Consider the following 22,619-nt stretch of genomic DNA (forward strand, 5'->3'; position numbering starts at 1 on the left):
CCTCAGACACCCAACAGCGTGCCCGACCGGATCCCGTCCGGAGATCATGCGTTCCACGCTCCAAAGGAGCAGTACTTGCAGCCTCCGACCCGTGAACCAGGCCGAATAATCAACGTTCCACCCATGAGCAACCAGCATCAGACATTCGCTGATGTACTGGCCTCTGACCGAGCGAACTCGGTAAGAAGTGCTCCTTAGAAAGGAGGTGATCCAGCCGCACCTTCCGGTACGGCTACCTTGTTACGACTTCGTCCCAATCGCCAGTCCCACCTTCGACAGCTCCCTCCCACAAGGGGTTGGGCCACCGGCTTCGGGTGTTACCGACTTTCGTGACGTGACGGGCGGTGTGTACAAGGCCCGGGAACGTATTCACCGCAGCAATGCTGATCTGCGATTACTAGCAACTCCGACTTCATGGGGTCGAGTTGCAGACCCCAATCCGAACTGAGACAGGCTTTTTGAGATTCGCTCCACCTCACGGTATCGCAGCTCATTGTACCTGCCATTGTAGCACGTGTGCAGCCCAAGACATAAGGGGCATGATGACTTGACGTCGTCCCCACCTTCCTCCGAGTTGACCCCGGCGGTCTCCTGTGAGTCCCCGTCACCCCGAAGGGCACGCTGGCAACACAGGACAAGGGTTGCGCTCGTTGCGGGACTTAACCCAACATCTCACGACACGAGCTGACGACAGCCATGCACCACCTGTACACCGACCACAAGGGGGGCACTATCTCTAATGCTTTCCGGTGTATGTCAAGCCTTGGTAAGGTTCTTCGCGTTGCGTCGAATTAAGCCACATGCTCCGCTGCTTGTGCGGGCCCCCGTCAATTCCTTTGAGTTTTAGCCTTGCGGCCGTACTCCCCAGGCGGGGAACTTAATGCGTTAGCTGCGGCACCGACGACGTGGAATGTCGCCAACACCTAGTTCCCACCGTTTACGGCGTGGACTACCAGGGTATCTAATCCTGTTCGCTCCCCACGCTTTCGCTCCTCAGCGTCAGTAATGGCCCAGAGATCCGCCTTCGCCACCGGTGTTCCTCCTGATATCTGCGCATTTCACCGCTACACCAGGAATTCCGATCTCCCCTACCACACTCTAGCCTGCCCGTATCGAATGCAGACCCGGGGTTAAGCCCCGGGCTTTCACACCCGACGTGACAAGCCGCCTACGAGCTCTTTACGCCCAATAATTCCGGACAACGCTTGCGCCCTACGTATTACCGCGGCTGCTGGCACGTAGTTAGCCGGCGCTTCTTCTGCAGGTACCGTCACTTGCGCTTCTTCCCTGCTGAAAGAGGTTTACAACCCGAAGGCCGTCATCCCTCACGCGGCGTCGCTGCATCAGGCTTGCGCCCATTGTGCAATATTCCCCACTGCTGCCTCCCGTAGGAGTCTGGGCCGTGTCTCAGTCCCAGTGTGGCCGGTCGCCCTCTCAGGCCGGCTACCCGTCGTCGCCTTGGTGAGCCGTTACCTCACCAACAAGCTGATAGGCCGCGGGCTCATCCTTCACCGCCGGAGCTTTCAACCCGCACAGATGCCCGTGCGAGTGGTATCCGGTATTAGACCCCGTTTCCAGGGCTTGTCCCAGAGTGAAGGGCAGATTGCCCACGTGTTACTCACCCGTTCGCCACTAATCCCCACCGAAGTGGTTCATCGTTCGACTTGCATGTGTTAAGCACGCCGCCAGCGTTCGTCCTGAGCCAGGATCAAACTCTCCGTGAATGTTTACCCGTAATCGGGTGCACACATCACGAGAGCGGAGCGACCGCCGGAATAAGGCGATCGCTCACAGCGTCCTCGCTGTGTTTTTTCAAAGGAACCTCGTCCCAGCCGAATGACCGGAGACGGGGTATCAACATATCTGGCGTTGATTTTTGGCACGCTGTTGAGTTCTCAAGGAACGGACGCTTCCTTTGTACTCACCCTCTCGGGCTTTCCTCCGGGCTTTTCCCTTCGGTCTTGCTTTTCCGACTCTATCAGACCGTTTCCGGCTCCGATTTCCTCGGTGCTTTCCAGGTTCCCGCTTCCGCGTTTCCCTTTCCGGCGATTCCGACTCTATCAGATCCTTTCGGGCCTGATCCCCGGTCAGCGGGGCTTGTCTTCCCGGCTGTTGGGCCGTTCCGACGAGTGAGACTTTAGCGGATTCCCGGCTCCCGAGCTAATCGGGGGCCTGCGCCCTTTCGAACGCGGATTCCTCATTTCGCGAATACGCACGCCAATACAGCGACGGCAGACAGAGCGACTGTCGTCGTTTGTTGGCTGGTACTTGCGGAATGGCTGTCCGGGGACCGACCGGAGTCGGCGCTCACGTCGGACAACTCGGAGAACACTACGTACCGGGCTGGGGAGTGTCAACTCAGGTACGGAGCCGGGACCGGAGGCGTACTCTGGCTGCCATGACGACGCGTACGTGCACCCAGCAGTGGTGGGCCGCCTGACGGCGGCCGTAAGCACGTATGCACTCAACGGCCGCCGCCTCGGCGGCCGTTCTCGTTTCTCCCTCCAGAGGTCCTGAGGGTCGGCCGGCCGGGGACGGCGGTCTCGACCAGGAGGTGGAGAGATGACGCGGGTGTTCAGCGGGGTCAAGCCGACGGGGCATCTGACGCTGGGGAACTACCTAGGAGCCATGCGGCAGTGGGCCACGGTCGATCAGCACCAGGCGGAGTCGCTGTTCTGCATCGTCGACCTGCACGCCCTCACCGTCGACCATGATCCGGCGCGGGTGCGTCGGCTGAGTAGGCAGGCGGCGACGTTGTTGCTCGCGGCGGGACTGGATCCCGAGCTGTGCACCGTGTTCGTCCAGAGCCATGTCGACGAGCACGCGCGGCTGTCGTACGTGCTGGAGTGCGTGGCCACGGACGGCGAGATGCGGCGGATGATCCAGTACAAGGAGAAGGCCGCCCGGGAGCGGGCTCGGGGTGGGAGCGTGCGGCTGTCGCTGCTGACGTATCCCGTGCTGATGGCGGCGGACATCCTGGCGTACGGGGCCGACGAGGTGCCGGTCGGGGACGACCAGGCTCAGCATGTGGAGCTGACGCGGGATCTGGCTGTGCGGTTCAACCAGCGGTACGGCTACACGTTCGTGGTGCCTCGGGCCACCGTGCCGAAGGTGGGCGCGCGGGTCATGAACCTTCAGGAGCCACTGTCGAAGATGGGGAAGTCCGACGACTCCGGGCCCGGCATCGTCTATCTGCTCGACGAGCCGGAAGTCGTGCGGAGGAAGGTCATGCGGGCCGTGACCGACAGCGGACGGGATGTGGTGTACGACCGGGAGGCTCGGCCGGGGCTGGCGAATCTGCTGGAGATCCTCGCGTCCTGCACGGGTGGGAACCCATCGGAGCTGAGCGGTGTATATGAGTCGTACGGCGCCTTGAAGAAGGACACCGCCGAGGCCGTGGTGGAGGTCTTGAGGCCCGTGCAGGAGAGGCACAAGGAGTTGTGCGCGGATCCTGGCTATGTGGAGGGGGTGCTGCGGGATGGCGCGGAGAAGGCGCGGGCGATGGCGCGGCCGACCGTGGATTCCGCTTATCGCGCGATCGGGCTGTTGCCGGCGGCGAGTGGTATCTCGGTGAGTGCGGCGGCCCTGTAGCCGGGCGGTCGGCGGTGTCCGCGTGCCGCCCCCGTGTAGGAGGGGCGGCTGTGAGGGGGGCGGTCAGCTGTTGTTGCCGGAGGCCAGCTGACGGCTGCGGTCGCGGGCGGCTTCGAGGGCGGCGATGAGGGCGGCTCGGACGCCGTGGTTCTCGAGTTCGCGGATGGCGTTGATGGTGGTGCCCGCGGGGGAGGTGACGTTCTCGCGGAGCTTCACCGGGTGTTCGCCGCTGTCGCGGAGCATCGTCGCGGCGCCGATGGCGGACTGGACGATCAGGTCGTGGGCCTTGTCGCGGGGCAGGCCGAGCAGGATGCCGGCGTCCGTCATGGCTTCGACCAGGTAGAAGAAGTACGCCGGTCCGGAGCCGGAGAGGGCGGTGCAGGCGTCCTGCTGGGACTCGGGGACGCGGAGCGTCTTGCCGACGGCGCCGAAGATCTCCTCGGTGTGGGCGAGGTGGTCGGCGGTGGCGTGGGTGCCGGCGGAGATGACGGACATGGCCTCGTCGACCAGGGCGGGGGTGTTGGTCATGACGCGGACGACCGGGGTGCCGTTGGCGAGGCGCTCCTCGAAGAAGGAGGTGGGGATACCGGCGGCGCCGCTGATGATCAGGCGGTCGGCGGGGACGTGCGGGGCGAGTTCGTCGAGGAGGGTGCCCATGTCCTGTGGTTTGACCGTGAGGATCAGGGTGTCGGCGGTCTTGGCGGCTTCCGGGTTGGTGACCGGGGTGACTCCGTAGCGGGTGCGGAGTTCTTCGGCCCGCTCCTGGCGGCGGGCGGTGACCAGGAGGTCGGCCGGGGCCCAGCCGGCGCGGATCATTCCGCTGAGCAGGGCTTCGCCGATCTTGCCGGTGCCGAGGACTGCGACTTTCTGGCTCATGCGGTTCAGTCTGGCACCGGGTCGAGAGGGACAGGGCGGCTGTCCGGTGGGCGGGACGTGGGCGGGGGCCTGCGGGCGGGCACTCCGTCGGCCTAGGCGGTCCTGCGCCTCAGGGTCGCTGCTCCCAGGCACAGGACCAGCAGGGCGCAGCCGGCCACGATCAGCACGTCCCGTACGAAGGTCGCCGTCATGTCGGTGTGCCTGAGGACCTCGTTCATGCCGTCGACGGCGTAGGACATGGGCAGGACGTCGGAGATGGCCTCCAGGACGGGGTGCATGTTGTCGCGCGGGGTGAACAGGCCGCAGAGGAGGAGCTGGGGGAAGATCACGGCCGGCATGAACTGGACGGCCTGGAACTCGGAGGCCGCGAAGGCCGAGACGAACAGGCCGAGGGCGGTGCCGAGCAACGCGTCGAGCAGGGCGACGAGCAGCAGGAGCCAGGGGCTGCCGATGACGTCGAGGCCGAGGGCCCAGACGGCGAGGCCGGTCGCGAGGGCGGACTGGATGATCGCGAGGGTGCCGAAGGCGAGGGCGTAGCCGGCGATGAGGTCGCCTTTGCCGAGCGGCATGGCGAGGAGGCGTTCGAGGGTGCCGGAGGTGCGTTCGCGCAGGGTGGCGATGGAGGTGACCAGGAACATCGTGATCAGCGGGAAGATCCCGAGGAGAGAGGCGCCGATGCCGTCGAAGGTGCGGGGGCTGCCGTCGAAGACGTAGCGCAGCAGAAGGAGCATCACGCAGGGAATGAGGATCAGCATCGCGATGGTGCGCGGGTCGTGGCGGAGTTGGCGCAGGACCCGGGCGGCGGTGGCGGTGGTGCGGGGGAGGCTGAGGGCGCTGGTGGGGGCGGGCGCGGGGCGGGCCGTGGGTGTGGTGGTCGTGGTCATCGCGTGGGCTCCTTGGTGCGGCTTGCCTCGACGGCCTGGTCGACCAGGTGGAGGAAGGCGGCCTCGACCGTGTCGGAGTTCGTGCGGGTGCGGAGGGCCTCGGGGGTGTCGTCGGCGAGGATCTCGCCCTGGCGCATGAGGAGGAGGCGGTGGCAGCGCTCGGCCTCGTCCATGACGTGGGAGGAGATGAGGAGGGTGGCGCCGCGGCGGGCGGCGATGTCGTGGAAGAGCTCCCAGAGGTCGCGGCGCAGGACGGGGTCGAGGCCGACGGTGGGTTCGTCTAGGACGAGGAGTTCTGGGGTGCCGAGGAGGGCGACGGCGAGGGAGACGCGGCTGCGCTGGCCGCCGGAGAGGTTGCCGGCGAGGGAGTCGGCGTGGGTGGTGAGGTCGACGTCGGTGATGGCCTGGGTGACGTCGGAGCGGCGGCGGTCGGCGGCGGCGCGGCCGGGGTCGAGGATCGCGGCGAAGTAGTCGAGGTTCTGGCGGACGGTGAGGTCGTCGTAGACGGAGGGGGCCTGGGTGACGTAGCCGATGCGGGTGCGGAGGGTGGGGTGGCCTGCGGGCCGGCCGAGGACGTCGAGGGTGCCGGTGACCTTGGCCTGGGTGCCGACGATGGAGCGCATCAGGGTGGATTTGCCGCAGCCGGAGGGGCCGAGGAGGCCGGTGATCTGGCCGCGGGGGACGTCGAAGGCGAGGTCGCGCAGGACGGTACGGGGGCCTCGGACGACGGTGAGGTCGCGAGCGTGGACGGCCTTGTCGGTGGGGCCGGTGTCTCCGGGGCCGGGCGGGTCCGGCACTTTATTCATCATGCGATGAATAATGCTCTCGGTGTGGGGGCTCGTCAAGCGCGGTGCACGGGATGGCGCGGGCGTGGGCGTGGAGTGGCGTGGGCTTGTTGTCGGCGCAGGGCTGGTGCAGCTCAGGCTCGGGTGATGGTTCCGGGCCGATCCTGGGAGGCGGGAATCGACGTACGGGTGTTGCGGCATGCCGCGTACCGGGCCTGCCGAAGCTCGGGTCCGGGATGTTGGTCAGGTGTGCGCGGCGGCCCTGGTCCTGGGGGGTGGGCCGCTGCGCAGGGGGTCAGGTGGTGGCGACCAGTAGTTCGACGTCGTAGGTCTCCTCGACGGTGCCGTCCGGGAAGACCTCTTGCAGGATGCGCCGCTCCTCGGTGAGGAAGACGCCGGTGTGTTCCTCACCGGCCACCAGGAAGATCGAGTGGCTGCCGATGTTCGCGAGGTGGGTGTCCAGGGGTACGCGGCGGCTCCAGCGGACCACCCGGTGGGCGAAGTCCAGTCGGCCGCTGGGGTCGGCCAGGGTGGAGCGGGAGGCGGCGCCGTTCACCTCGGCGGCCGGGTTGGCGCCGTAGTCCCTGAAGTGCTCGGCGACCCGGCCGACCTGGCCGGCGATCCACGGGACGTCGAGGGCGTAGGTGTTCCACCACAGCACCAGTGCTCCGCCCGGCCGCAGTACCCGCACGGCTTCCGGGACCGCTCGGGCGGTGTCGGTCCAGTGCCAGGACTGGGCGTAGGTCACGAAGTCGACGGAGTCCGTGAGGAGCGGGAGGTCGTTGCCGTCGCCCCGGACGATCGGCAGGTCCGGGTGGAGGTGCCGGAACTGCTCGGCCATGCCGTCGCCGGGTTCGACCGCGACGACCTCGGCGCCCCGGGCGTGCAGCAGCGCGGTCGCTATCCCGGTGCCGGCACCGACGTCCGCGACCCGGGAACCGGCGAGAGCCCGGCCGGAGAGTTCCTCGATCGCGTCGAAGAGGGCGGGCGGGTAGGAGGGGCGGTTGGCGGCGTACTGGGCTGCGGCGGCGTTGAAGGAGTGGGCTCGGGTGGTGTGGGAGGAAGCCGTCATGGGGCCATCGTGGCCGGGGTGGGGGTGGAGTGCGATGAGTTTTCGGTGAGAGTCGGACTCGGGTCAGGGGATGCCTGTCGCCCGACGACAACTACCGCACTCTCAGCGGCGACGCTTCTTCTTGGACGGGTTCCCCGTGCGGCGGGCGCTCCGCTTCTCGTACTCCCTCAGCGCCGTCTCGTACTCCTCGCGATGGAGTCGCTCCCCCGGTGCCTCCATGAGGGAGCGGAAGAAGTACGCGAGGAGAGATCCCACGAACCCGATGGCGAGCAGGCCGCGAAGGGAAGCCTGGCGGTCGGGGTCGGGGCGCTTGGCGAAACCGTCCCACGTGTTGCGGAACGCCAGCGCGCTGCAGATGGCGAACATCGCGATGACGAGGACGGTCACGAAGCTGCCGGTGTCGGCGATCTGGAGGCCCTCGTAGGCGAAGCGGAGGATCAAACAGGAGGTGACGGCGGCGGCGAGGGAGCCCGCGGCGGCGCCCACGCGGCGGAAAGCGTAGCCGTTGTCGTGGTGCAGCCAGGTCGTGCCGAAGAAGCGGATCGGTTCGGGGCGGGGGCCGCCGACCTCGGGGGAGCCCGCTGGGGTGTCCTGGGTGCCGGGTTCGTCGCTCACGGGACGATTATGGCTCCGGGACGGGGGCGGGCTCCCTTCGGGGATCAGGAGCAGCGGTCGGCCACGTAGCCGTCGCTACCGGTGTTGACATATGCGTCGGAAACGTACTGACCGTTGCTGATGTTGTCCCAGATGTTCGACGTGCCGTACGGACCGGTGACCGTCGAACCCGGCGTCTGGCAGTAGATCGGGACCATGGCACCCTCCGGCAGGACACGGACGAGGCTGTAGACGGTTCCGGGCCCGCTGCGGACGTTCAGCCGGTAGCCGGGAGCCACCGCCTAGTAGCGCACCGACGCGGCCTCGCTTACCGCGGCGCCCACCATGAGGAGGGCGCCGGTGAGGCCTGCGACCATGACGGATCTGCGTTTCAGGGATGTCACTGGTGGATCCCGCCGAAAAGGTGCCGAGATCAGCCGCAGCGCGAGGCTACGTAGCCGTCGCTGCCGGTGAGGACATAGGCGTCCGAGACGAACTCGCCGTTGGCGATGTTGTCCCAGATGTTCGAGGTGCCGTAAGGGCCGACCACCGAGGTTCCCGGCGTCTGGCAGTAGATCGCGACCTGTGCGCCCTCGGGCAGGACGCGGACGATGCCGTACTGCGTGCCGGGGCCGCGGCGGACGTTGAGGCGGTAGCCCGGTGCGACCGAGTAGTAGTGCACGGCCGCGGCGGCCGCCGTCGCGACACTCTCGCTGCCTTCGACTTCTTCGGCGCGGTCAACAGACATGAAAATCCTCCCCCGTTGGTCCCCATGACTGCCATGGGGTCCCGTTGATTCCCCCAAATCACGCCATGAAACACATGTACGCAACTCGCACGCGGAGACTAGCAAGCCGCCTCTGTCCCGTACGAGTCATCGACTAGGCTCCGTGCGTCGCGCGCGCGGACGATCAGCACGGGGGTGGTTCCATGGCGCCACAGGGCAACACCGGAGCGGGCGCGGAAGCGGAACTTCCCGAGTACGCCGGTCACTACCGCCTGGAGTCCTGCCTGGGGTCCGGTGGGATGGGTGTCGTGCACGTCGCGCGCAGCACCTCGGGGATGAAGCTCGCGGTGAAGGTCGTCCACGCTCAGTTCGCCAGGGATCCCGAGTTCAGAGGACGTTTCCGGCAGGAGGTGGCAGCGGCGCGGAAGGTGAGCGGGGCGTTCACGGCGTCCGTCGTGGATGCCGATCCGGATGCCGGACGGCCCTGGATGGCCACGCTGTTCATTCCCGGGCCGACGCTCTCCGACGAGGTGAAGCGGAACGGGCCCATGCCGCCGGCCCAGTTGCGTCGGCTGATGGCCGGGCTCGCCGAGGCGCTGCGCGACATCCATCGGGTCGGGGTGGTCCACCGGGATCTCAAGCCGAGCAATGTGCTGCTCGCCGAGGACGGGCCGAAGGTCATCGACTTCGGTATTTCTCGGCCAAAGGACAGTGAACTTCGCACCGAGACAGGGAAGTTGATCGGGACGCCGCCGTTCATGGCGCCGGAGCAGTTCCGGCGGCCGAGGGAGGTGGGCCCTGCGGCCGACATCTTCGCGCTCGGATCGGTGATGGTGCATGCGGCGACCGGGCGTGGGCCGTTCGACTCCGACAGTCCGTATGTCGTCGCCTACCAGGTCGTGCACGACGAGCCGGATCTGACAGGCGTACCGGAGAACCTCGCGCCGCTCATCGTGCGGTGTCTCGCCAAGGAGCCCGAGGACCGGCCGACGCCAGACGAGTTGATGCGGGAACTGCGGTCGGTGGCGGCCTCGTACGACACGCAGGCGTTCATACCGGCGCAGCGCACGGGTGACGTGCCGGAACCCGAGCAGAAGGTTCAGGAACCGGTACGACGGCCCAGGCGACGCCTGCGCCGGAGCATGCTGTTCGTCGGCGGAGCGCTCGTCCTGGTCGCGGGCGGTGTGTTCGCTTCAATCCAACTGCTCGGTGATGAACAGCCCGCGTCGAAGGGCACCAGTACACCGCAGGCCAGGGCGACCGCGTTCCGTGCCTGGACGGCGAAGCCCGAGGCCGGGGGCAAGGGCACGCCTCGGTGCTCCTACGGTGCGGGGAAACTCTTCTGCGTCCGCGCGGGGTCGGTCTACGCCCTCGACCCGTCCGACGGCAGCCTGCTGTGGCGCCACTCGGCCGATACGGACCGCTGGAGCGTCCCCCCTGCCCTGTCCGGCGGTCTCGTGCAGCCGTTGGCCGACTACGGCACTCACCTGGAGGCGCTCGATCCCGCGTCGGGCCGGGCGAGCTGGCAGCGGAACGTGCCGGCGTACAACGGCATCTGGTCGGCCGGCGGCATGCTCCTGGTCGTCGGCACGGACGGGACGGTGACCGGTATGGACAGCTCGACCGGCGACACCAAGTGGAGCAAGGAGACACCCGGCCACGCCACACCGTCGTTCTTCACGTTCCCCAACGACCCGCTGCTGTACGTGACGAGCACGTCCGTCGACGAGTCGAGTACTCGGGTCACCGCCATGGACGTGACGACGGGCGATGTGCGATGGGACGAGCGCCTCGACGGCGCTCTGACGCCGATCGGCTCCGAGGACGGGTCCGTCTTCTTCCTCTCGGTCGACCAGGTTTTCGACTACGCCAAAGCCGTCGTCCGTTACACCCCCGGGTCCGGAGCAACCCGGAAGGTGGCTCTGCCCGTGGCTCGGCAGGGCGCCGAGGCCGCTGTGCACGACGGTGTCGTCTATGTGCTGGCCACGGGCGGATCCCTGGAGGCCATCGACGTCGACACGAGCCGACAGTTGTGGCACCTGGAGACGTTCCTGAGCCGGGGGTCAGTCCCGGTCTCCGACGGCAGCCACGTCTTCGTCACCGCTTCCGACGGGCGGCTGCTCGCCGTGGACGCTCGCAAGGGAACGCTCGCCGGGCAGACCCAGGCACGGCTCGAAGCGAACAACGGCGACGTGATCGCCACGCTGCCCCGGCCCGCTCTCGCCGACGACCACGTCTACGCCACCGCCCCCGACGGCACCGTCTTCGCCGTGGACGCCCGCGACCCCTCCACCTGGTAGCCCGCCGGGCAACGAGGAAGGGCCGCCCCCGCAGGGACGGCCCGAGGTTCCCGCGAGGGGGTGGTCACCCCAGCTTCGACACGTCCCGCACCGCGCCCTTGTCCGCGCTCGTGGCCATCGCCGCGTACGCCCGCAGGGCCGCCGAGACCTTGCGCTCACGGTTCTTCGGGGCGTAGACGCCACCGAGAGCGGCGTCGCGACGGGCCAGTTCCTCGTCGTCGACCAGGAGCTCGATCGTGCGGGCCGGGATGTCGATCCGGATGCGGTCGCCGTCCTCGACCAGGGCGATGGTGCCGCCCGCGGCCGCCTCAGGGGAGGCGTGGCCGATGGACAGGCCGGAGGTGCCGCCGGAGAAGCGGCCGTCGGTGACCAGGGCGCAGGCCTTGCCGAGGCCGCGGCCCTTCAGGTACGAGGTCGGGTAGAGCATCTCCTGCATGCCGGGGCCGCCCTTGGGGCCCTCGTAGCGGATGACGACGACGTCGCCCTCCTTGACCTGCTGGGTGAGGATCTTCTGGACGGCCTCCTCCTGCGACTCGCAGACCACCGCCGGGCCCTCGAAGCGCCAGATCGACTCGTCCACGCCGGCCGTCTTCACGACACAGCCGTCGACCGCGAGGTTGCCCTTGAGGACCGCGAGGCCGCCGTCCTTGGAGTAGGCGTGCTCGGCCGAGCGGATGCAGCCCTCGGCCGCGTCCTCGTCCAGCGCCTCCCAGCGCTCGGACTGCGAGAAGGCCTCCGCGGAGCGGACGCAGCCCGGGGCCGCGTGCCACAGCTCGACGGCCTTCGGGGACGGGGAGCCGCCGCGGACGTCCCAGGTCTTCAGCCAGTCCGCGAGGGAGGGGCTGTGGACCGAGTGCACGTCCTCGTTGAGCAGGCCCGCGCGGTGCAGCTCGCCGAGGAGGGCCGGGATGCCGCCGGCGCGGTGCACGTCCTCCATGTAGTACGTGCGGTTCTTCGCGACGTTCGGGGCGACCTTGGCGAGGCAGGGGACCCGGCGCGAGACCTCGTTGATCTCCTCCAGGCCGAAGGGGACGCCCGCCTCCTGGGCCGCCGCCAGCAGGTGCAGGATCGTGTTGGTGGAGCCGCCCATGGCGATGTCGAGCGCCATGGCGTTCTCGAACGCCGCGAAGGTGGCGACGTTGCGCGGCAGGACCGTCTCGTCGTCCTGCTCGTAGTAGCGCCGGGTGATGTCCATGACGGTGTTGGCCGCGTCGACGTACAGCTGCTTGCGAGCCGTGTGCGTGGCGAGGACCGAGCCGTTGCCGGGGAGGGAGAGGCCGATGGCCTCGGTCAGGCAGTTCATCGAGTTGGCGGTGAACATGCCGGAACAGCTGCCGCAGGTCGGGCAGGCGTTCTCCTCGATGCGGAGGATGTCCTCGTCGGAGATCTTGTCGTTGACGGCGTCGGAGATCGCGTCGACCAGGTCGAGGGTGCGGACCGTGCCGTCGACGAGGGTCGCCCGGCCGGACTCCATCGGGCCGCCGGAGACGAACACCGTGGGGATGTTCAGGCGCAGGGCCGCGTTGAGCATGCCCGGGGTGATCTTGTCGCAGTTGGAGATGCAGATCAGGGCGTCGGCGCAGTGGGCCTCGACCATGTACTCCACGCTGTCCGCGATCAGGTCGCGGGAGGGCAGGGAGTAGAGCATGCCGCCGTGGCCCATCGCGATGCCGTCGTCGACCGCGATGGTGTTGAACTCGCGCGGGATGCCACCGGCCTCGACGATCGCCTCGGAGACGATCCGGCCGACCGGCTGGAGGTGGGTGTGGCCCGGCACGAACTCGGTGAAGCTGTTGGCGACCGCGATGATCGGCTTGCGGCCGATGTCCGCACCGGGTACACCGGAGGCGCGCATAAGGGCGCGGGCGCCCGCCATGTTGCGGCCGTGGGTGACTGTGCGGGACCTCAGCTCGGGCATCGTCGCTCGCTCCTTCAGACAGTTCTGGCTGTTATCGAGCGTACGCCGGTCATCCAGGGGTCGGGACAGGGTGTCCGGAATGCGGGACGCCCGTCTCGGAGTCAGGGCCCGGTCAGATGGTTCTGCACCACCGGCGCCACCCGCGCGATGATCTGCTCGACGTCCACCGACGCCAGCGGCTCCACCTTGATCACGTAACGCAGCATCGCCGTACCCACCAGTTGCGCGGCCGCCAGCTCGGCCCGCAGCTCGGCGTCCGGCAGCTCCAGCTGGTCGGCGATGCGACGCAGCAGCTGGGTGGCGACGAGCCGACGGAAGACATGGGCCGCGGTCTCGTTGTTCACGGCGGAGCGGACGACCGCCAGGAGCGGCATGCGCGTCGCCGGGTTCTCCCAGACCCCGAAGATGAAGCGGGTGAACCGCTCCCCCACGTCCTCCAGCGGACCCTCGACGACAGCGTCCCGCGCGCCCAGGGCCGGGGCCGCGGCGACCTCCACGGCCGCCTCGAAGACCTGCTCCTTGGTGCCGAAGTAGTGGTGCACCAGCGCCGAGTCGACCCCGGCGGCCTTGGCGATACCGCGCACGGACGTCTTCTCGTAGCCCCGCTCGGAGAACTCCTCGCGCGCCGCGACCAGGATCCGGTCGCGGGTGCCGGCCGCGTCGGATTCCGTACGACGGGGTCGGCCGCGCTTCCGGGCTGTGACGTCGCTCACGGCCGGGGCACCTTCACCGGGGAGGCCAGGTGGAGGCGGGTGAAGGCCAGGGCCTCGGCGAGGTCGGCCTCACGTTCGGCGCCGGACATCGCGCGCCGGGTGTTGACCTCGATGACGACATGGCCGTCGAAGCCGGACAGCGCGAGGCGTTCCAGCAGCTCGGCGCAGGGCTGGCCGCCGCGCCCCGGCACCAGGTGCTCGTCCTTGGCGGACCCCTTGCCGTCGGCGAGGTGGACGTGGCCGAGCCGGTCCCCCATCCGGTCGACCATCTCCAGCGCGTCGACCCGGGAGGTCGCCGCGTGGCTGAGGTCGATCGTGAAGTGCCGGTAGTCGTCCTTGGTGACGTCCCAGTCGGGGGCGTAGGCGAGCATCTCGCGGTCGCGGTAGCGCCAGGGGTACATGTTCTCGACGGCGAACCGTACGTCCGTCTCGTTCGCCATGCGCCAGATCCCGCTGACGAAGTCGCGGGCGTACTGGCGCTGCCAGCGGAACGGCGGATGCACGACGACCGTGCTCGCGCCCAGCTTCTCGGCGGCCGCCTGGGCGCGCTGGAGCTTGACCCAGGGGTCGGTGGACCACACGCGCTGCGTGATGAGCAGGCAGGGGGCGTGCACGGCGAGGATGGGGATCCCGTGGTAGTCGGAGAGGCGGCGCAGGGCCTCGATGTCCTGGCTGACCGGGTCGGTCCACACCATGACCTCGACGCCGTCGTAGCCGAGGCGTGCGGCGATCTCGAAGGCCGTCGCCGTCGACTCCGGGTAGACGGAGGCCGTCGAGAGGGCGACCTTCGCATCCGGGATCCGTACGACTGGTTCTGCCACGACGGTCAGCCTACGGCTTCCGCCGGGGTGGGACGGGGCGCCTATTCGCCGTTGTGGTGTTTGCCACGGGGCGAGTTCAGGTGCGTGGGGGCTGGTCGCGCCCCGCGGCGGAGCCGCAGATCGATACAGCCCCGCGCCCCTTACAAACCCTCCACTGAACCCATGTGGTCAAGTCGACGCAGGATGACGCCCTCCCTGAGAGCCCAGGGGCAGATTTCGACCGTTTCCACTCCGAAAAGATCCATCGCGCCCTCGGCCACCAGCGCTCCCGCCAGGAGCTGGTTCGCCCGGCCCTCCGAGACGCCCGGCAGCTCCGAACGTTGCTCCGTCGTCATGCCGGCCAGTCTCGGGACCCAGGCCTCCAGGGACTCGCGCTTGAGTTCGCGCTGGACGTAGAGGCCCTCCGCGGAGCGGGCGGCGCCCGCCAGGCGGGCCAGCTGCTTGAAGGTCTTGGACGTGGCGACGACGTGGTCGGGGGCGCCGAAGCGGGCGAACTCGCCGACCGTACGGGCGATCTGGGCGCGCACGTGCCGCCGTAGGGCCCGTATGTCGTCCGGGTCCGGGGGGTCGCCGGGGAGCCAGCCGGCGGTGAGGCGGCCCGCGCCGAGCGGGAGGGAGACCGCCGCGTCCGGTTCCTCGTCGATGCCGTAGGCGATCTCCAGGGAGCCGCCGCCGATGTCGAGGACCAGGAGCTTGCCCGCCGACCAGCCGAACCAGCGGCGGGCGGCGAGGAAGGTGAGGCGGGCCTCCTCGGCGCCGGTGAGCACCTGGAGCTCGACGCCGGTCTCGGCCCGCACGCGCGCGAGGACGTCGTCGGCGTTGCTGGCCTCGCGGACGGCGGAGGTGGCGAACGGGAGCAGGTCCTCGACGCCCTTGTCCTCGGCGGCCTGGAGCGCGTCCTTGACGACCGAGACGAGTTTCTCGACACCCTCGGGGCCGATCGCACCGGCCTCGTCGAGGAGTTGGGCAAGGCGCAGTTCGGCCTTGTGCGAGTGCGCGGGAAGGGGGCGTGCGCCGGGGTGCGCGTCCACCACCAGGAGGTGCACCGTGTTCGATCCCACGTCGAGGACACCGAGTCTCATGTAGGGAACGCTACTGCCAGCAGGGTGTTCGACTGTCTCCGGAGGGGTCTCGGGCGACTTACCCTGGACGCGTGCCAAAGACGAAAAAGGTGAAGGACGACAAAGCGGCCACATCTGCCGACGGTTCTTCGCCGGTGAAGCCGGTAAAGCCGACGCGGCAGTCGAAGCCGGCGAAGCTGTCGAAGAAGGCCAGGCAGGCGCTGGCGGCCGACGAGAAGGGGCTCGACTTCGCGCGCGCGTGGGTGGAGTTCCCGGATCCGGCGGACGACGAGCAGGTCTTCCGGTGCGATCTGACATGGCTGACCTCCCGTTGGAACTGCATCTTCGGCAGCGGCTGCCAGGGCATCCAGGCGGGGCGCGCGGACGACGGGTGCTGCACGTTGGGTGCCCACTTCTCCGACGAGGACGACGAGAAGCGGGTCGCCGAGCATGTGGCGCGACTCACTCCGGACATCTGGCAGCACCACGACGAGGGCCTGCGGGGCGGCTGGGTCTCGGAGGACGAGGACGGCGACCGCCAGACCCGGCCCTTCCAGGGCTCGTGCATCTTCCAGAACCGGCCCGGCTTCGCGGGCGGCCAGGGCTGCTCGCTGCACATCCTGGCGCTGCGGGAGGGCCGCGAGCCGCTGGAGACCAAGCCGGACGTCTGCTGGCAGCTGCCGGTGCGGCGGACGTACGACTGGATCGACCGGCCCGACGACACCCGGGTGCTCCAGGTCTCGATCGGCGAGTACGACCGGCGCGGCTGGGGCCCTGGCGGCCACGACCTGCACTGGTGGTGCACCTCGGCGACCTCGGCCCACGGTGCCGGCGACCCGGTGTACGTGTCCTACCGCCCCGAGCTGATCGAGCTGATGGGCAAGGCGGGCTACGACCGTCTCGTGGAGCTGTGCGAGGAGCGACTGGCGTCCCAGCTGCCCCTGCTGGCACCGCATCCGGCGGACCCGGCTCCGGCCGACTGAGCGCCGACTGAGCTCGGGGCGGGCGCCGGGGGCACAGGGTCCGATCCTGCGCCCCGGCCTCCCCGCGATGCGCCACCGCCCTCCTCGCCCCTCCCTCATGGGCTACGACGACGATGCGCTCGGTTCGTCGCTCGGCGTCGGCGACGGTGTCGAGGTCGGCGGGTCGGAGGGGGACGGGTCCGTCGGAGTGGGGTCCGGGGTCGGGGGTGAGGTCGGCGGGTCGCTGGGGGTGGGATTCGAGGGGGCCGAGGTCGTGGGGCTGGGGCCCGGCGCGGTCGGGGACGGGGTCGGCCTGCCGGGGCCGGTCGGGGTGGGCGCGGTGCCGTAGCCCTGGATGGTGACCACCGCGCCGGCCGGTGCGATCGCCACGCGCGCGCTCCAGGGGCCGGACGGCTCGCGCAGATGGTCGACGTACACCTTGATCGTCAACGACTGGCCGGGTTTCAGGGTTCCCGAGGACTGGCTGAGGTAGAGCCAGGGGGCGCCGGTGGTGGCCGACCAGCGGACCGGGGCGGCACCGGTCGCGGTGAGGGTGATCAGGGTGGTGTCGCCGCTGTTGCCGGCGGCCACCTCCAGGTGCCCGGCGCCCTTCTTGCCGGCCCCGGCGACGCTGACGACCTCCACGGAGACGTCGGGCCGGCCGTCCTTGGTGAAGCGGGGGCCGGGCTTCGCGGACGCGTTGCCCGCGTTCTGGTAGCCGCCGCTGGCGGTCTCGCCGTCCAGGCTGCCGGGGCCGTGCGCCTCGCTGGCGGTGGCGGAGTGACCGTCGGCGCCCTCCGCGGGCCCTCCCCGGTACGCGGCCCACAGCGCGAGCACAGGCGCGGCGACCACGGTCGCGACGACGGTCGTGGTGACGGCACGCGCGCGGAGGCGGTCGCGGCGGGCCGCGCGGTCCTTGGGGTCCATCGGGAACCCGCGCCGGTCGAAGCGGGGCACGGCGGCCCCACGCGCGCGTGGATGGTGCGCGACCGCCATGTGCAGGGCCGCGCGCGGGGCTTCGAGCACGGGCAGTTCGGCGGGTGTGGTCATGGCGCCGGGCCAGCGGCCGGGGATCGCGCGCTCGGCGCTGCGGCGGCAGCGGGGGCAGTCGTCGACATGGCGGACGAGTTCGCGGCGCAGGGCGGAGCTGAGCACGAACTGGTTGTCGCCGGTGAGCCGGGCCACGCCCGGGCAGTCGCCGGTCTCGACGACGGCGAGGGCCGCGCGTGTGCGCTCGACCTCGCAGGCGGCGGAGGCCAGCAGTTCGCGGGCGCCGGCGAGGTCCATGCCGAGGACGGCGGCGACCTCGTGGGCGGCGAGGTGGTGGCGTACGGCGAGTTCGAGCGCCTCGCGCTGCTCGGGGGTCGTACCGGCCGCCTCCGGCCAGGCCAGCTGGGCCAGTTCACGGCGCCGCTCCTCCAGGACGGCTTCGGCGACCGGGGGTTCGGTGGCCTTGTGGGAGGGTCCGTGACGCCCTGCCGCGTGGGTGGCCTGACGTTTCTGCTTGGCCTCGGCCAGCTTGCGCAGACAGGCCCAGCGGGCCAGCGCGTACAGCCAGGCCCTGCGGTCGCCGGCCGCGTCGGGGCCGCCGCGCTTCTCGGCGAGCGCGAGGACGTCACCGAGGGCGGCGGTGGCCGTGTCGTGGTCGCACAGCACCGACAGGCAGTAGGTGAACAGGCCGTCCAGATACGGCTCGTAGCGCGCGGGCGGCCGCTGCGCCAGCGTGCGCGCGGCACCGCGGTCGCGCTCCTCCCGTTGCGCCCGGTGCGCGCCGGTGGTGCGGGTCGAGGTCTCCGGAGTGCTGCTCATCATCCGTGGACCGTAGGGGGCGGAAGATGGCCCCTTCCTGCACCTTGAGCACTTTTACTCCGTACGGGTGAAACGATCCCTCAATAGGGGACAGGAACCTCGGATTCCGTGGCTCGTTCCCGGCGTGACATGGCCGGTTCCCGCACGAAGGGTCGGGCCGGCGGTCGGGCGGACGAGGTGTTGTCAGTGGCGGCCGTTACGGTTCGTGCATGGCCACCCGTACGAAGTCCGCCAAGGAGCGTCCGTCCTACCGCTGCACCGAGTGCGGCTGGCAGACGGCCAAGTGGCTCGGCCGCTGCCCCGAGTGCCAGGCCTGGGGCACGATCGAGGAGTACGGCGCGCCCGCGGTGCGTACGACGACCCCCGGCCGTGTCACCACCTCCGCCGTGCCCATCGGCCAGGTCGACGGCCGCCAGGCCACCGCCCGCTCCACCGGCGTGCCCGAGCTGGACCGGGTGCTCGGCGGCGGTCTCGTGCCCGGCGCGGTGGTGCTCCTCGCGGGCGAGCCCGGCGTCGGCAAGTCCACGCTGCTGCTGGACGTGGCGGCCAAGTCGGCGAGCGACGAGCACCGCACCCTCTACGTGACCGGCGAGGAGTCCGCGAGCCAGGTCCGGCTGCGCGCCGACCGCATCGGCGCGATCGACGACCACCTGTATCTCGCCGCCGAGACCGACCTGTCCGCCGTCCTCGGACATCTGGACGCGGTGAAGCCGTCGCTGCTGATCCTCGACTCGGTGCAGACGGTGGCCTCCCCCGAGATCGACGGCGCCCCCGGTGGCATGGCCCAGGTGCGCGAGGTTGCCGGGGCGCTGATCCGGGCGTCCAAGGAGCGCGGGATGTCCACCCTCCTGGTGGGCCATGTCACCAAGGACGGCGCGATCGCCGGACCGCGGCTCCTCGAACACCTCGTGGACGTGGTCCTGAGCTTCGAGGGCGACCGGCACGCGCGCCTGAGGCTCGTACGCGGCGTCAAGAACCGCTACGGCGCCACCGACGAGGTCGGCTGCTTCGAGCTGCACGACGAGGGCATCACGGGCCTCGCCGACCCGAGCGGACTTTTCCTGACACGTCGTGACGAACCGGTACCCGGAACCTGTCTCACCGTCACCCTGGAGGGCCGCCGCCCCCTGGTGGCCGAAGTGCAGGCGCTCACCGTCGACTCGCAGATCCCCTCGCCCCGGCGCACCACCTCGGGCCTGGAGACCTCCCGGGTCTCGATGATGCTCGCCGTCCTGGAGCAGCGCGGCCGGATCAGCGCGCTCGGCAAGCGGGACATCTATTCCGCGACTGTGGGTGGCGTAAAGCTTTCGGAACCCGCCGCCGACCTGGCGGTGGCCCTCGCCCTGGCGTCCGCGGCCAGTGACACCCCGCTGCCCAAGAACCTCGTCGCGATCGGCGAAGTGGGCCTCGCGGGCGAGGTCAGAAGGGTCACGGGCGTGCAGCGCAGGCTCTCCGAGGCACACCGTCTGGGCTTCACGCACGCGCTCGTTCCGGGCGATCCGGGCAAGGTCCCGGCCGGCATGAAGGTCCTGGAAGTCGCGGACATAGGGGACGCCCTGAGGGTCCTTCCGCGCTCGCGTCGGCGAGAGGCCCCACGGGACGCGGAGGACCGCCGGTAGACTTTGCCCTGGTCTCGCCCGTCCGTACGAACCGAATGTGCGACACGGGAGCGTCCCAGACCCCGCGACCGGAGGAGAGCAGTGGCAGCCAACGACCGGGCAGCAGCTCCCGGAAAGTCCGGTGGGAGTGCCGGTTCCGATGGCCTGATGCGCGCCTCCCTGAGCGCCGTGGCCCCCGGCACCGCCCTGCGCGACGGCCTTGAGCGGGTGCTGCGCGGCAACACCGGCGGACTCATCGTGCTGGGCTTCGACAAGACCGTGGAGACGATGTGCACGGGCGGTTTCGTCCTGGACGTCGAGTTCGCGGCCACGCGACTGCGTGAGCTGTGCAAGCTGGACGGCGGCATCGTGCTCTCCTCCGACCTGTCGAAGATCCTGCGGGCGGGCGTGCAGTTCGTACCCGACGCCACGATCCCGACGGAGGAGACCGGCACCCGGCACCGCACCGCGGACCGCGTGAGCAAGCAGGTCGGCTTCCCGGTGGTCTCGGTCTCCCAGTCGATGCGCCTGATCGCCCTGTACGTCGACGGCCAGCGCCGGGTCCTGGAGGACTCGGCGGCGATCCTGTCCCGCGCGAACCAGGCGCTGGCGACCCTGGAGCGCTACAAGCTGCGCCTGGACGAGGTCGCGGGCACCCTCTCCGCGCTGGAGATCGAGGACCTGGTGACGGTCCGGGACGTCTCGGCGGTGGCCCAGCGCCTGGAGATGGTCCGCCGTATCGCCACCGAGATCGCCGAGTACGTCGTCGAACTCGGCACCGACGGCCGCCTCCTGGCCCTCCAGCTCGACGAGCTGATCGCGGGCGTGGAGCCGGAGCGCGAGCTGGTCGTGCGGGACTACGTCCCCGAGCCCACCGCGAAGCGCTCCCGCACGGTCGACGAGGCACTGTACGAACTGAACGTCCTGACCCACGCGGAGCTCCTCGAACTCACCACCGTGGCCCGCGCCCTGGGCTACACCGGCTCCCCCGAGTCCCTCGACTCCGCGGTCTCCCCCCGGGGCTTCCGCCTGCTGGCCAAGGTCCCCCGCCTGCCCGGCGCGATCATCGACCGCCTGGTGGAGCACTTCGGCGGCCTCCAGAAGCTCCTCGCGGCCAGCGTGGACGACCTGCAGACGGTCGACGGAGTGGGCGAGGCCAGGGCGAGGAGCGTCCGGGAGGGCCTGTCGCGCCTCGCGGAGAGCTCGATCCTGGAGCGGTACGTGTAAAGCCCCGCCAAAAAGCTGTAGAACACCGGTACCTCATACAACCCTCGGGCCCCACCGGACGTCTCCTGTTCGCCAACCGCCCGTGTCCCGGAAGACAAATCCCGGCAAACACGGATGGTTCGCCCCCCATCGACGCGGATGCCCGCCAGGCATCCCCCGCATGCCGCAGGAGAACCCCGCATGCACCGCATAACCCACCCGAGCCTGCGACTCGCCCTCGCGACGGCCGCCGCTGCCGCGCTGACGGGCGGTCTGCTCACGGTCTCGGTGACCACGGCCACCGCCGCCGACTCGTTCAAGGTCGCGAAGGCCGACTTCAACGGCGACGGCATCGGGGACGAGGTGGCCTCGGCCCCCGGCGCCTCCGTCAGCGGCCACGCCAACGCCGGCCAGGTCGTCGCCCTCTACGGCAGCAAGGGCAACGGCATCACCTCGGCCAAGCGCTCGGTCCTCAGCCAGAACTCCGGCACCGTGCCCGGCAGCGCCGAGACCGGCGACCTGTTCGGCGGCGCGACGGCGTACGCCGACTTCAACGATGACGGCTACGACGACCTCGCCGTGGCCTCGCCGTACGAGAAGGTCGGCACCGACACCGACGGCGGCGCCCTCGCGATCCTGTGGGGCTCGGCGAGCGGCCTCACCGGCAAGGCGAGCGACGTACCGGACCCGGCCGTCTCCTCGCACGACAACTGGGGCCTGGCCCTGGCCGCCGGCGACTTCGACGGCGACGGCAAGGCCGACCTGGCCGTCGGCAGTTCGTCCGCGACGCTCTACGTCTACAAGGGCGGCTTCAGCAGCTCCACCGGCCAGCCCGGCGGCCGCTACACCATCAAGCCGCCGATCGCGCCCGGTTCGGCCGATTTCCCGTACGGCCCTGAGCACCTCACCGCCGGCGACGTGAACGGCGACGGCCGCACCGACCTGGTGGTCGACGGCTTCGAGACGCAGACGGAGAACGGCTGGAACACCAACTACTACGTGCCCGGCACCGCGAACGGCCTGAGCGTCGCCGACGTCAAGACCCTCAAGCCGGGCATCGTCACCGGGATCGGCGACATCAACGGCGACGGTTACGGCGACATCGTCACCGGCGCCGACTGGGACGCCACCACCGACGACGGCCAGACCATCCCCGACGCGGCGAACGGCGGCAAGGTCAGCATCACCTACGGCTCCGCGTCGGGCCCCGCCTCGACCACCGGCATCACGCAGAACACCGGCAATGTGCCCGGCAGTTCGGAGAAGGGCGACGGCTTCGGCTGGGACCTGGACCTGGGCGACGTGAACGGCGACGGCTACCAGGACCTGGTCGTCTCCACCCCGAGCGAGGACCTCGGCAGCGTCGCCAACGCCGGCATGGTCACCGTCCTGTACGGCTCGGCGAGCGGCGTCAACACCTCCACCGGCCTCCAGTCCTTCGAGCAGAACACGACGGGCGTCCCCGGCACCTCCGAGAAGAACGACCTGTTCGGTGCCGACGTCAAGCTGGACGACGTCAACGGCGACGGCAAGGCCGACCTGGTCATCGGGTCGTACGAGGACGGCGGCGACGGAGCGGTGACCTACCTGCCCTCCACCGGCACGAAGATCGGCACGACGGGCTCCCGGGCCCTGTCCGTGACCGCGGTGGGCGTCTCCACCTCGGGCACCCCCCAGTTCGGCGCGCTCTTCGCCGACTAGG

At 69.7% G+C, this 22,619-nt stretch carries 18 protein-coding genes and 1 rRNA gene; 6 read left to right on the forward strand and 13 right to left on the reverse strand.

The window, feature by feature from the left end:
- Positions 1-198 precede the first annotated feature (198 nt).
- A 16S ribosomal RNA gene (locus OHN19_RS18235) occupies positions 199-1,724 on the reverse strand.
- Positions 1,725-2,562: 838 nt separating this feature from the next.
- Between OHN19_RS18235 and trpS the strand changes: the two genes are divergently transcribed.
- Complete coding sequence (gene trpS, locus OHN19_RS18240; protein WP_330265200.1) at positions 2,563-3,591, forward strand: tryptophan--tRNA ligase; 1,029 nt, start codon at positions 2,563-2,565, stop codon at positions 3,589-3,591.
- Between the two features lie 63 nt (positions 3,592-3,654).
- Here trpS and proC read toward each other — a convergent pair whose 3' ends face one another.
- From proC to OHN19_RS18275, 7 genes are all read right to left on the reverse strand, one after another.
- Positions 3,655-4,467: a pyrroline-5-carboxylate reductase gene (proC, locus tag OHN19_RS18245; protein WP_330265201.1), complete on the reverse strand. Its 813-nt coding sequence runs from the start codon at positions 4,465-4,467 to the stop codon at positions 3,655-3,657.
- A gap of 92 nt (positions 4,468-4,559) precedes the next feature.
- Entirely contained in the window at positions 4,560-5,351 is a 792-nt protein-coding gene (locus OHN19_RS18250) for an ABC transporter permease (protein WP_330265202.1), read from the reverse strand.
- On the reverse strand, positions 5,348-6,160 hold the full coding sequence (locus tag OHN19_RS18255; protein WP_330265203.1) for an ABC transporter ATP-binding protein: 813 nt from the start codon (positions 6,158-6,160) through the stop codon (positions 5,348-5,350). Before OHN19_RS18255 ends, OHN19_RS18250 begins: the two co-directional genes overlap by 4 nt.
- A gap of 271 nt (positions 6,161-6,431) precedes the next feature.
- Complete coding sequence (locus OHN19_RS18260; RefSeq protein ID WP_330265204.1) at positions 6,432-7,208, reverse strand: class I SAM-dependent methyltransferase; 777 nt, start codon at positions 7,206-7,208, stop codon at positions 6,432-6,434.
- Between the two features lie 102 nt (positions 7,209-7,310).
- Entirely contained in the window at positions 7,311-7,823 is a 513-nt protein-coding gene (locus OHN19_RS18265) for an EamA/RhaT family transporter (protein ID WP_330265205.1), read from the reverse strand.
- Positions 7,824-7,867: 44 nt separating this feature from the next.
- Complete coding sequence (locus OHN19_RS18270) at positions 7,868-8,101, reverse strand: peptidase (protein WP_330265206.1); 234 nt, start codon at positions 8,099-8,101, stop codon at positions 7,868-7,870.
- Positions 8,102-8,235: 134 nt separating this feature from the next.
- Positions 8,236-8,550 carry an SH3 domain-containing protein gene (locus OHN19_RS18275; RefSeq protein WP_330265207.1) on the reverse strand — a complete coding sequence of 105 codons (315 nt, stop codon included), beginning with the start codon at positions 8,548-8,550 and terminating at the stop codon, positions 8,236-8,238.
- 182 nt (positions 8,551-8,732) lie between these two features.
- On the opposite strand from OHN19_RS18275, the gene OHN19_RS18280 reads away from it, so the two are divergent.
- The gene (locus tag OHN19_RS18280; protein WP_330265208.1) at positions 8,733-10,829 is read left to right on the forward strand and encodes a serine/threonine-protein kinase; all 2,097 of its coding nucleotides are present in this window, start codon (positions 8,733-8,735) and stop codon (positions 10,827-10,829) included.
- Between the two features lie 64 nt (positions 10,830-10,893).
- Here OHN19_RS18280 and ilvD read toward each other — a convergent pair whose 3' ends face one another.
- The 4 genes from ilvD to OHN19_RS18300 all read right to left on the reverse strand — a co-directional run bounded on the left by ilvD (position 10,894) and on the right by OHN19_RS18300 (position 15,363).
- On the reverse strand, positions 10,894-12,747 hold the full coding sequence (gene ilvD, locus OHN19_RS18285; RefSeq protein ID WP_141206328.1) for a dihydroxy-acid dehydratase: 1,854 nt from the start codon (positions 12,745-12,747) through the stop codon (positions 10,894-10,896).
- Between the two features lie 101 nt (positions 12,748-12,848).
- Positions 12,849-13,460, reverse strand: coding sequence for a TetR/AcrR family transcriptional regulator (locus OHN19_RS18290; protein WP_330265209.1), 612 nt, complete (start codon positions 13,458-13,460; stop codon positions 12,849-12,851).
- The gene (locus tag OHN19_RS18295) at positions 13,457-14,281 is read right to left on the reverse strand and encodes a sugar phosphate isomerase/epimerase (RefSeq protein ID WP_330265210.1); all 825 of its coding nucleotides are present in this window, start codon (positions 14,279-14,281) and stop codon (positions 13,457-13,459) included. Before OHN19_RS18295 ends, OHN19_RS18290 begins: the two co-directional genes overlap by 4 nt.
- A gap of 140 nt (positions 14,282-14,421) precedes the next feature.
- Entirely contained in the window at positions 14,422-15,363 is a 942-nt protein-coding gene (locus tag OHN19_RS18300) for a Ppx/GppA phosphatase family protein (protein WP_330265211.1), read from the reverse strand.
- A gap of 71 nt (positions 15,364-15,434) precedes the next feature.
- Between OHN19_RS18300 and OHN19_RS18305 the strand changes: the two genes are divergently transcribed.
- Positions 15,435-16,325, forward strand: coding sequence for a hypothetical protein (locus OHN19_RS18305; protein ID WP_330265212.1), 891 nt, complete (start codon positions 15,435-15,437; stop codon positions 16,323-16,325).
- 102 nt (positions 16,326-16,427) lie between these two features.
- Here OHN19_RS18305 and OHN19_RS18310 read toward each other — a convergent pair whose 3' ends face one another.
- Positions 16,428-18,116 carry a BACON domain-containing protein gene (locus OHN19_RS18310; RefSeq protein ID WP_330265213.1) on the reverse strand — a complete coding sequence of 563 codons (1,689 nt, stop codon included), beginning with the start codon at positions 18,114-18,116 and terminating at the stop codon, positions 16,428-16,430.
- A gap of 206 nt (positions 18,117-18,322) precedes the next feature.
- Here OHN19_RS18310 and radA point away from each other — a divergent pair, with 206 nt between their 5' ends.
- From radA to OHN19_RS18325, 3 genes are all read left to right on the forward strand, one after another.
- Entirely contained in the window at positions 18,323-19,732 is a 1,410-nt protein-coding gene (radA, locus tag OHN19_RS18315) for a DNA repair protein RadA (RefSeq protein WP_053853352.1), read from the forward strand.
- An 81-nt stretch (positions 19,733-19,813) separates the two neighbouring features.
- Entirely contained in the window at positions 19,814-20,938 is a 1,125-nt protein-coding gene (gene disA / locus OHN19_RS18320; RefSeq protein ID WP_123762311.1) for a DNA integrity scanning diadenylate cyclase DisA, read from the forward strand.
- 180 nt (positions 20,939-21,118) lie between these two features.
- Entirely contained in the window at positions 21,119-22,618 is a 1,500-nt protein-coding gene (locus tag OHN19_RS18325; protein ID WP_330265214.1) for an FG-GAP and VCBS repeat-containing protein, read from the forward strand.
- Position 22,619: the final 1 nt, after the last annotated feature.

This window comes from Streptomyces griseorubiginosus (assembly GCF_036345115.1).
Classification (GTDB): Bacteria; Actinomycetota; Actinomycetes; order Streptomycetales; family Streptomycetaceae; genus Streptomyces; species Streptomyces griseorubiginosus_C.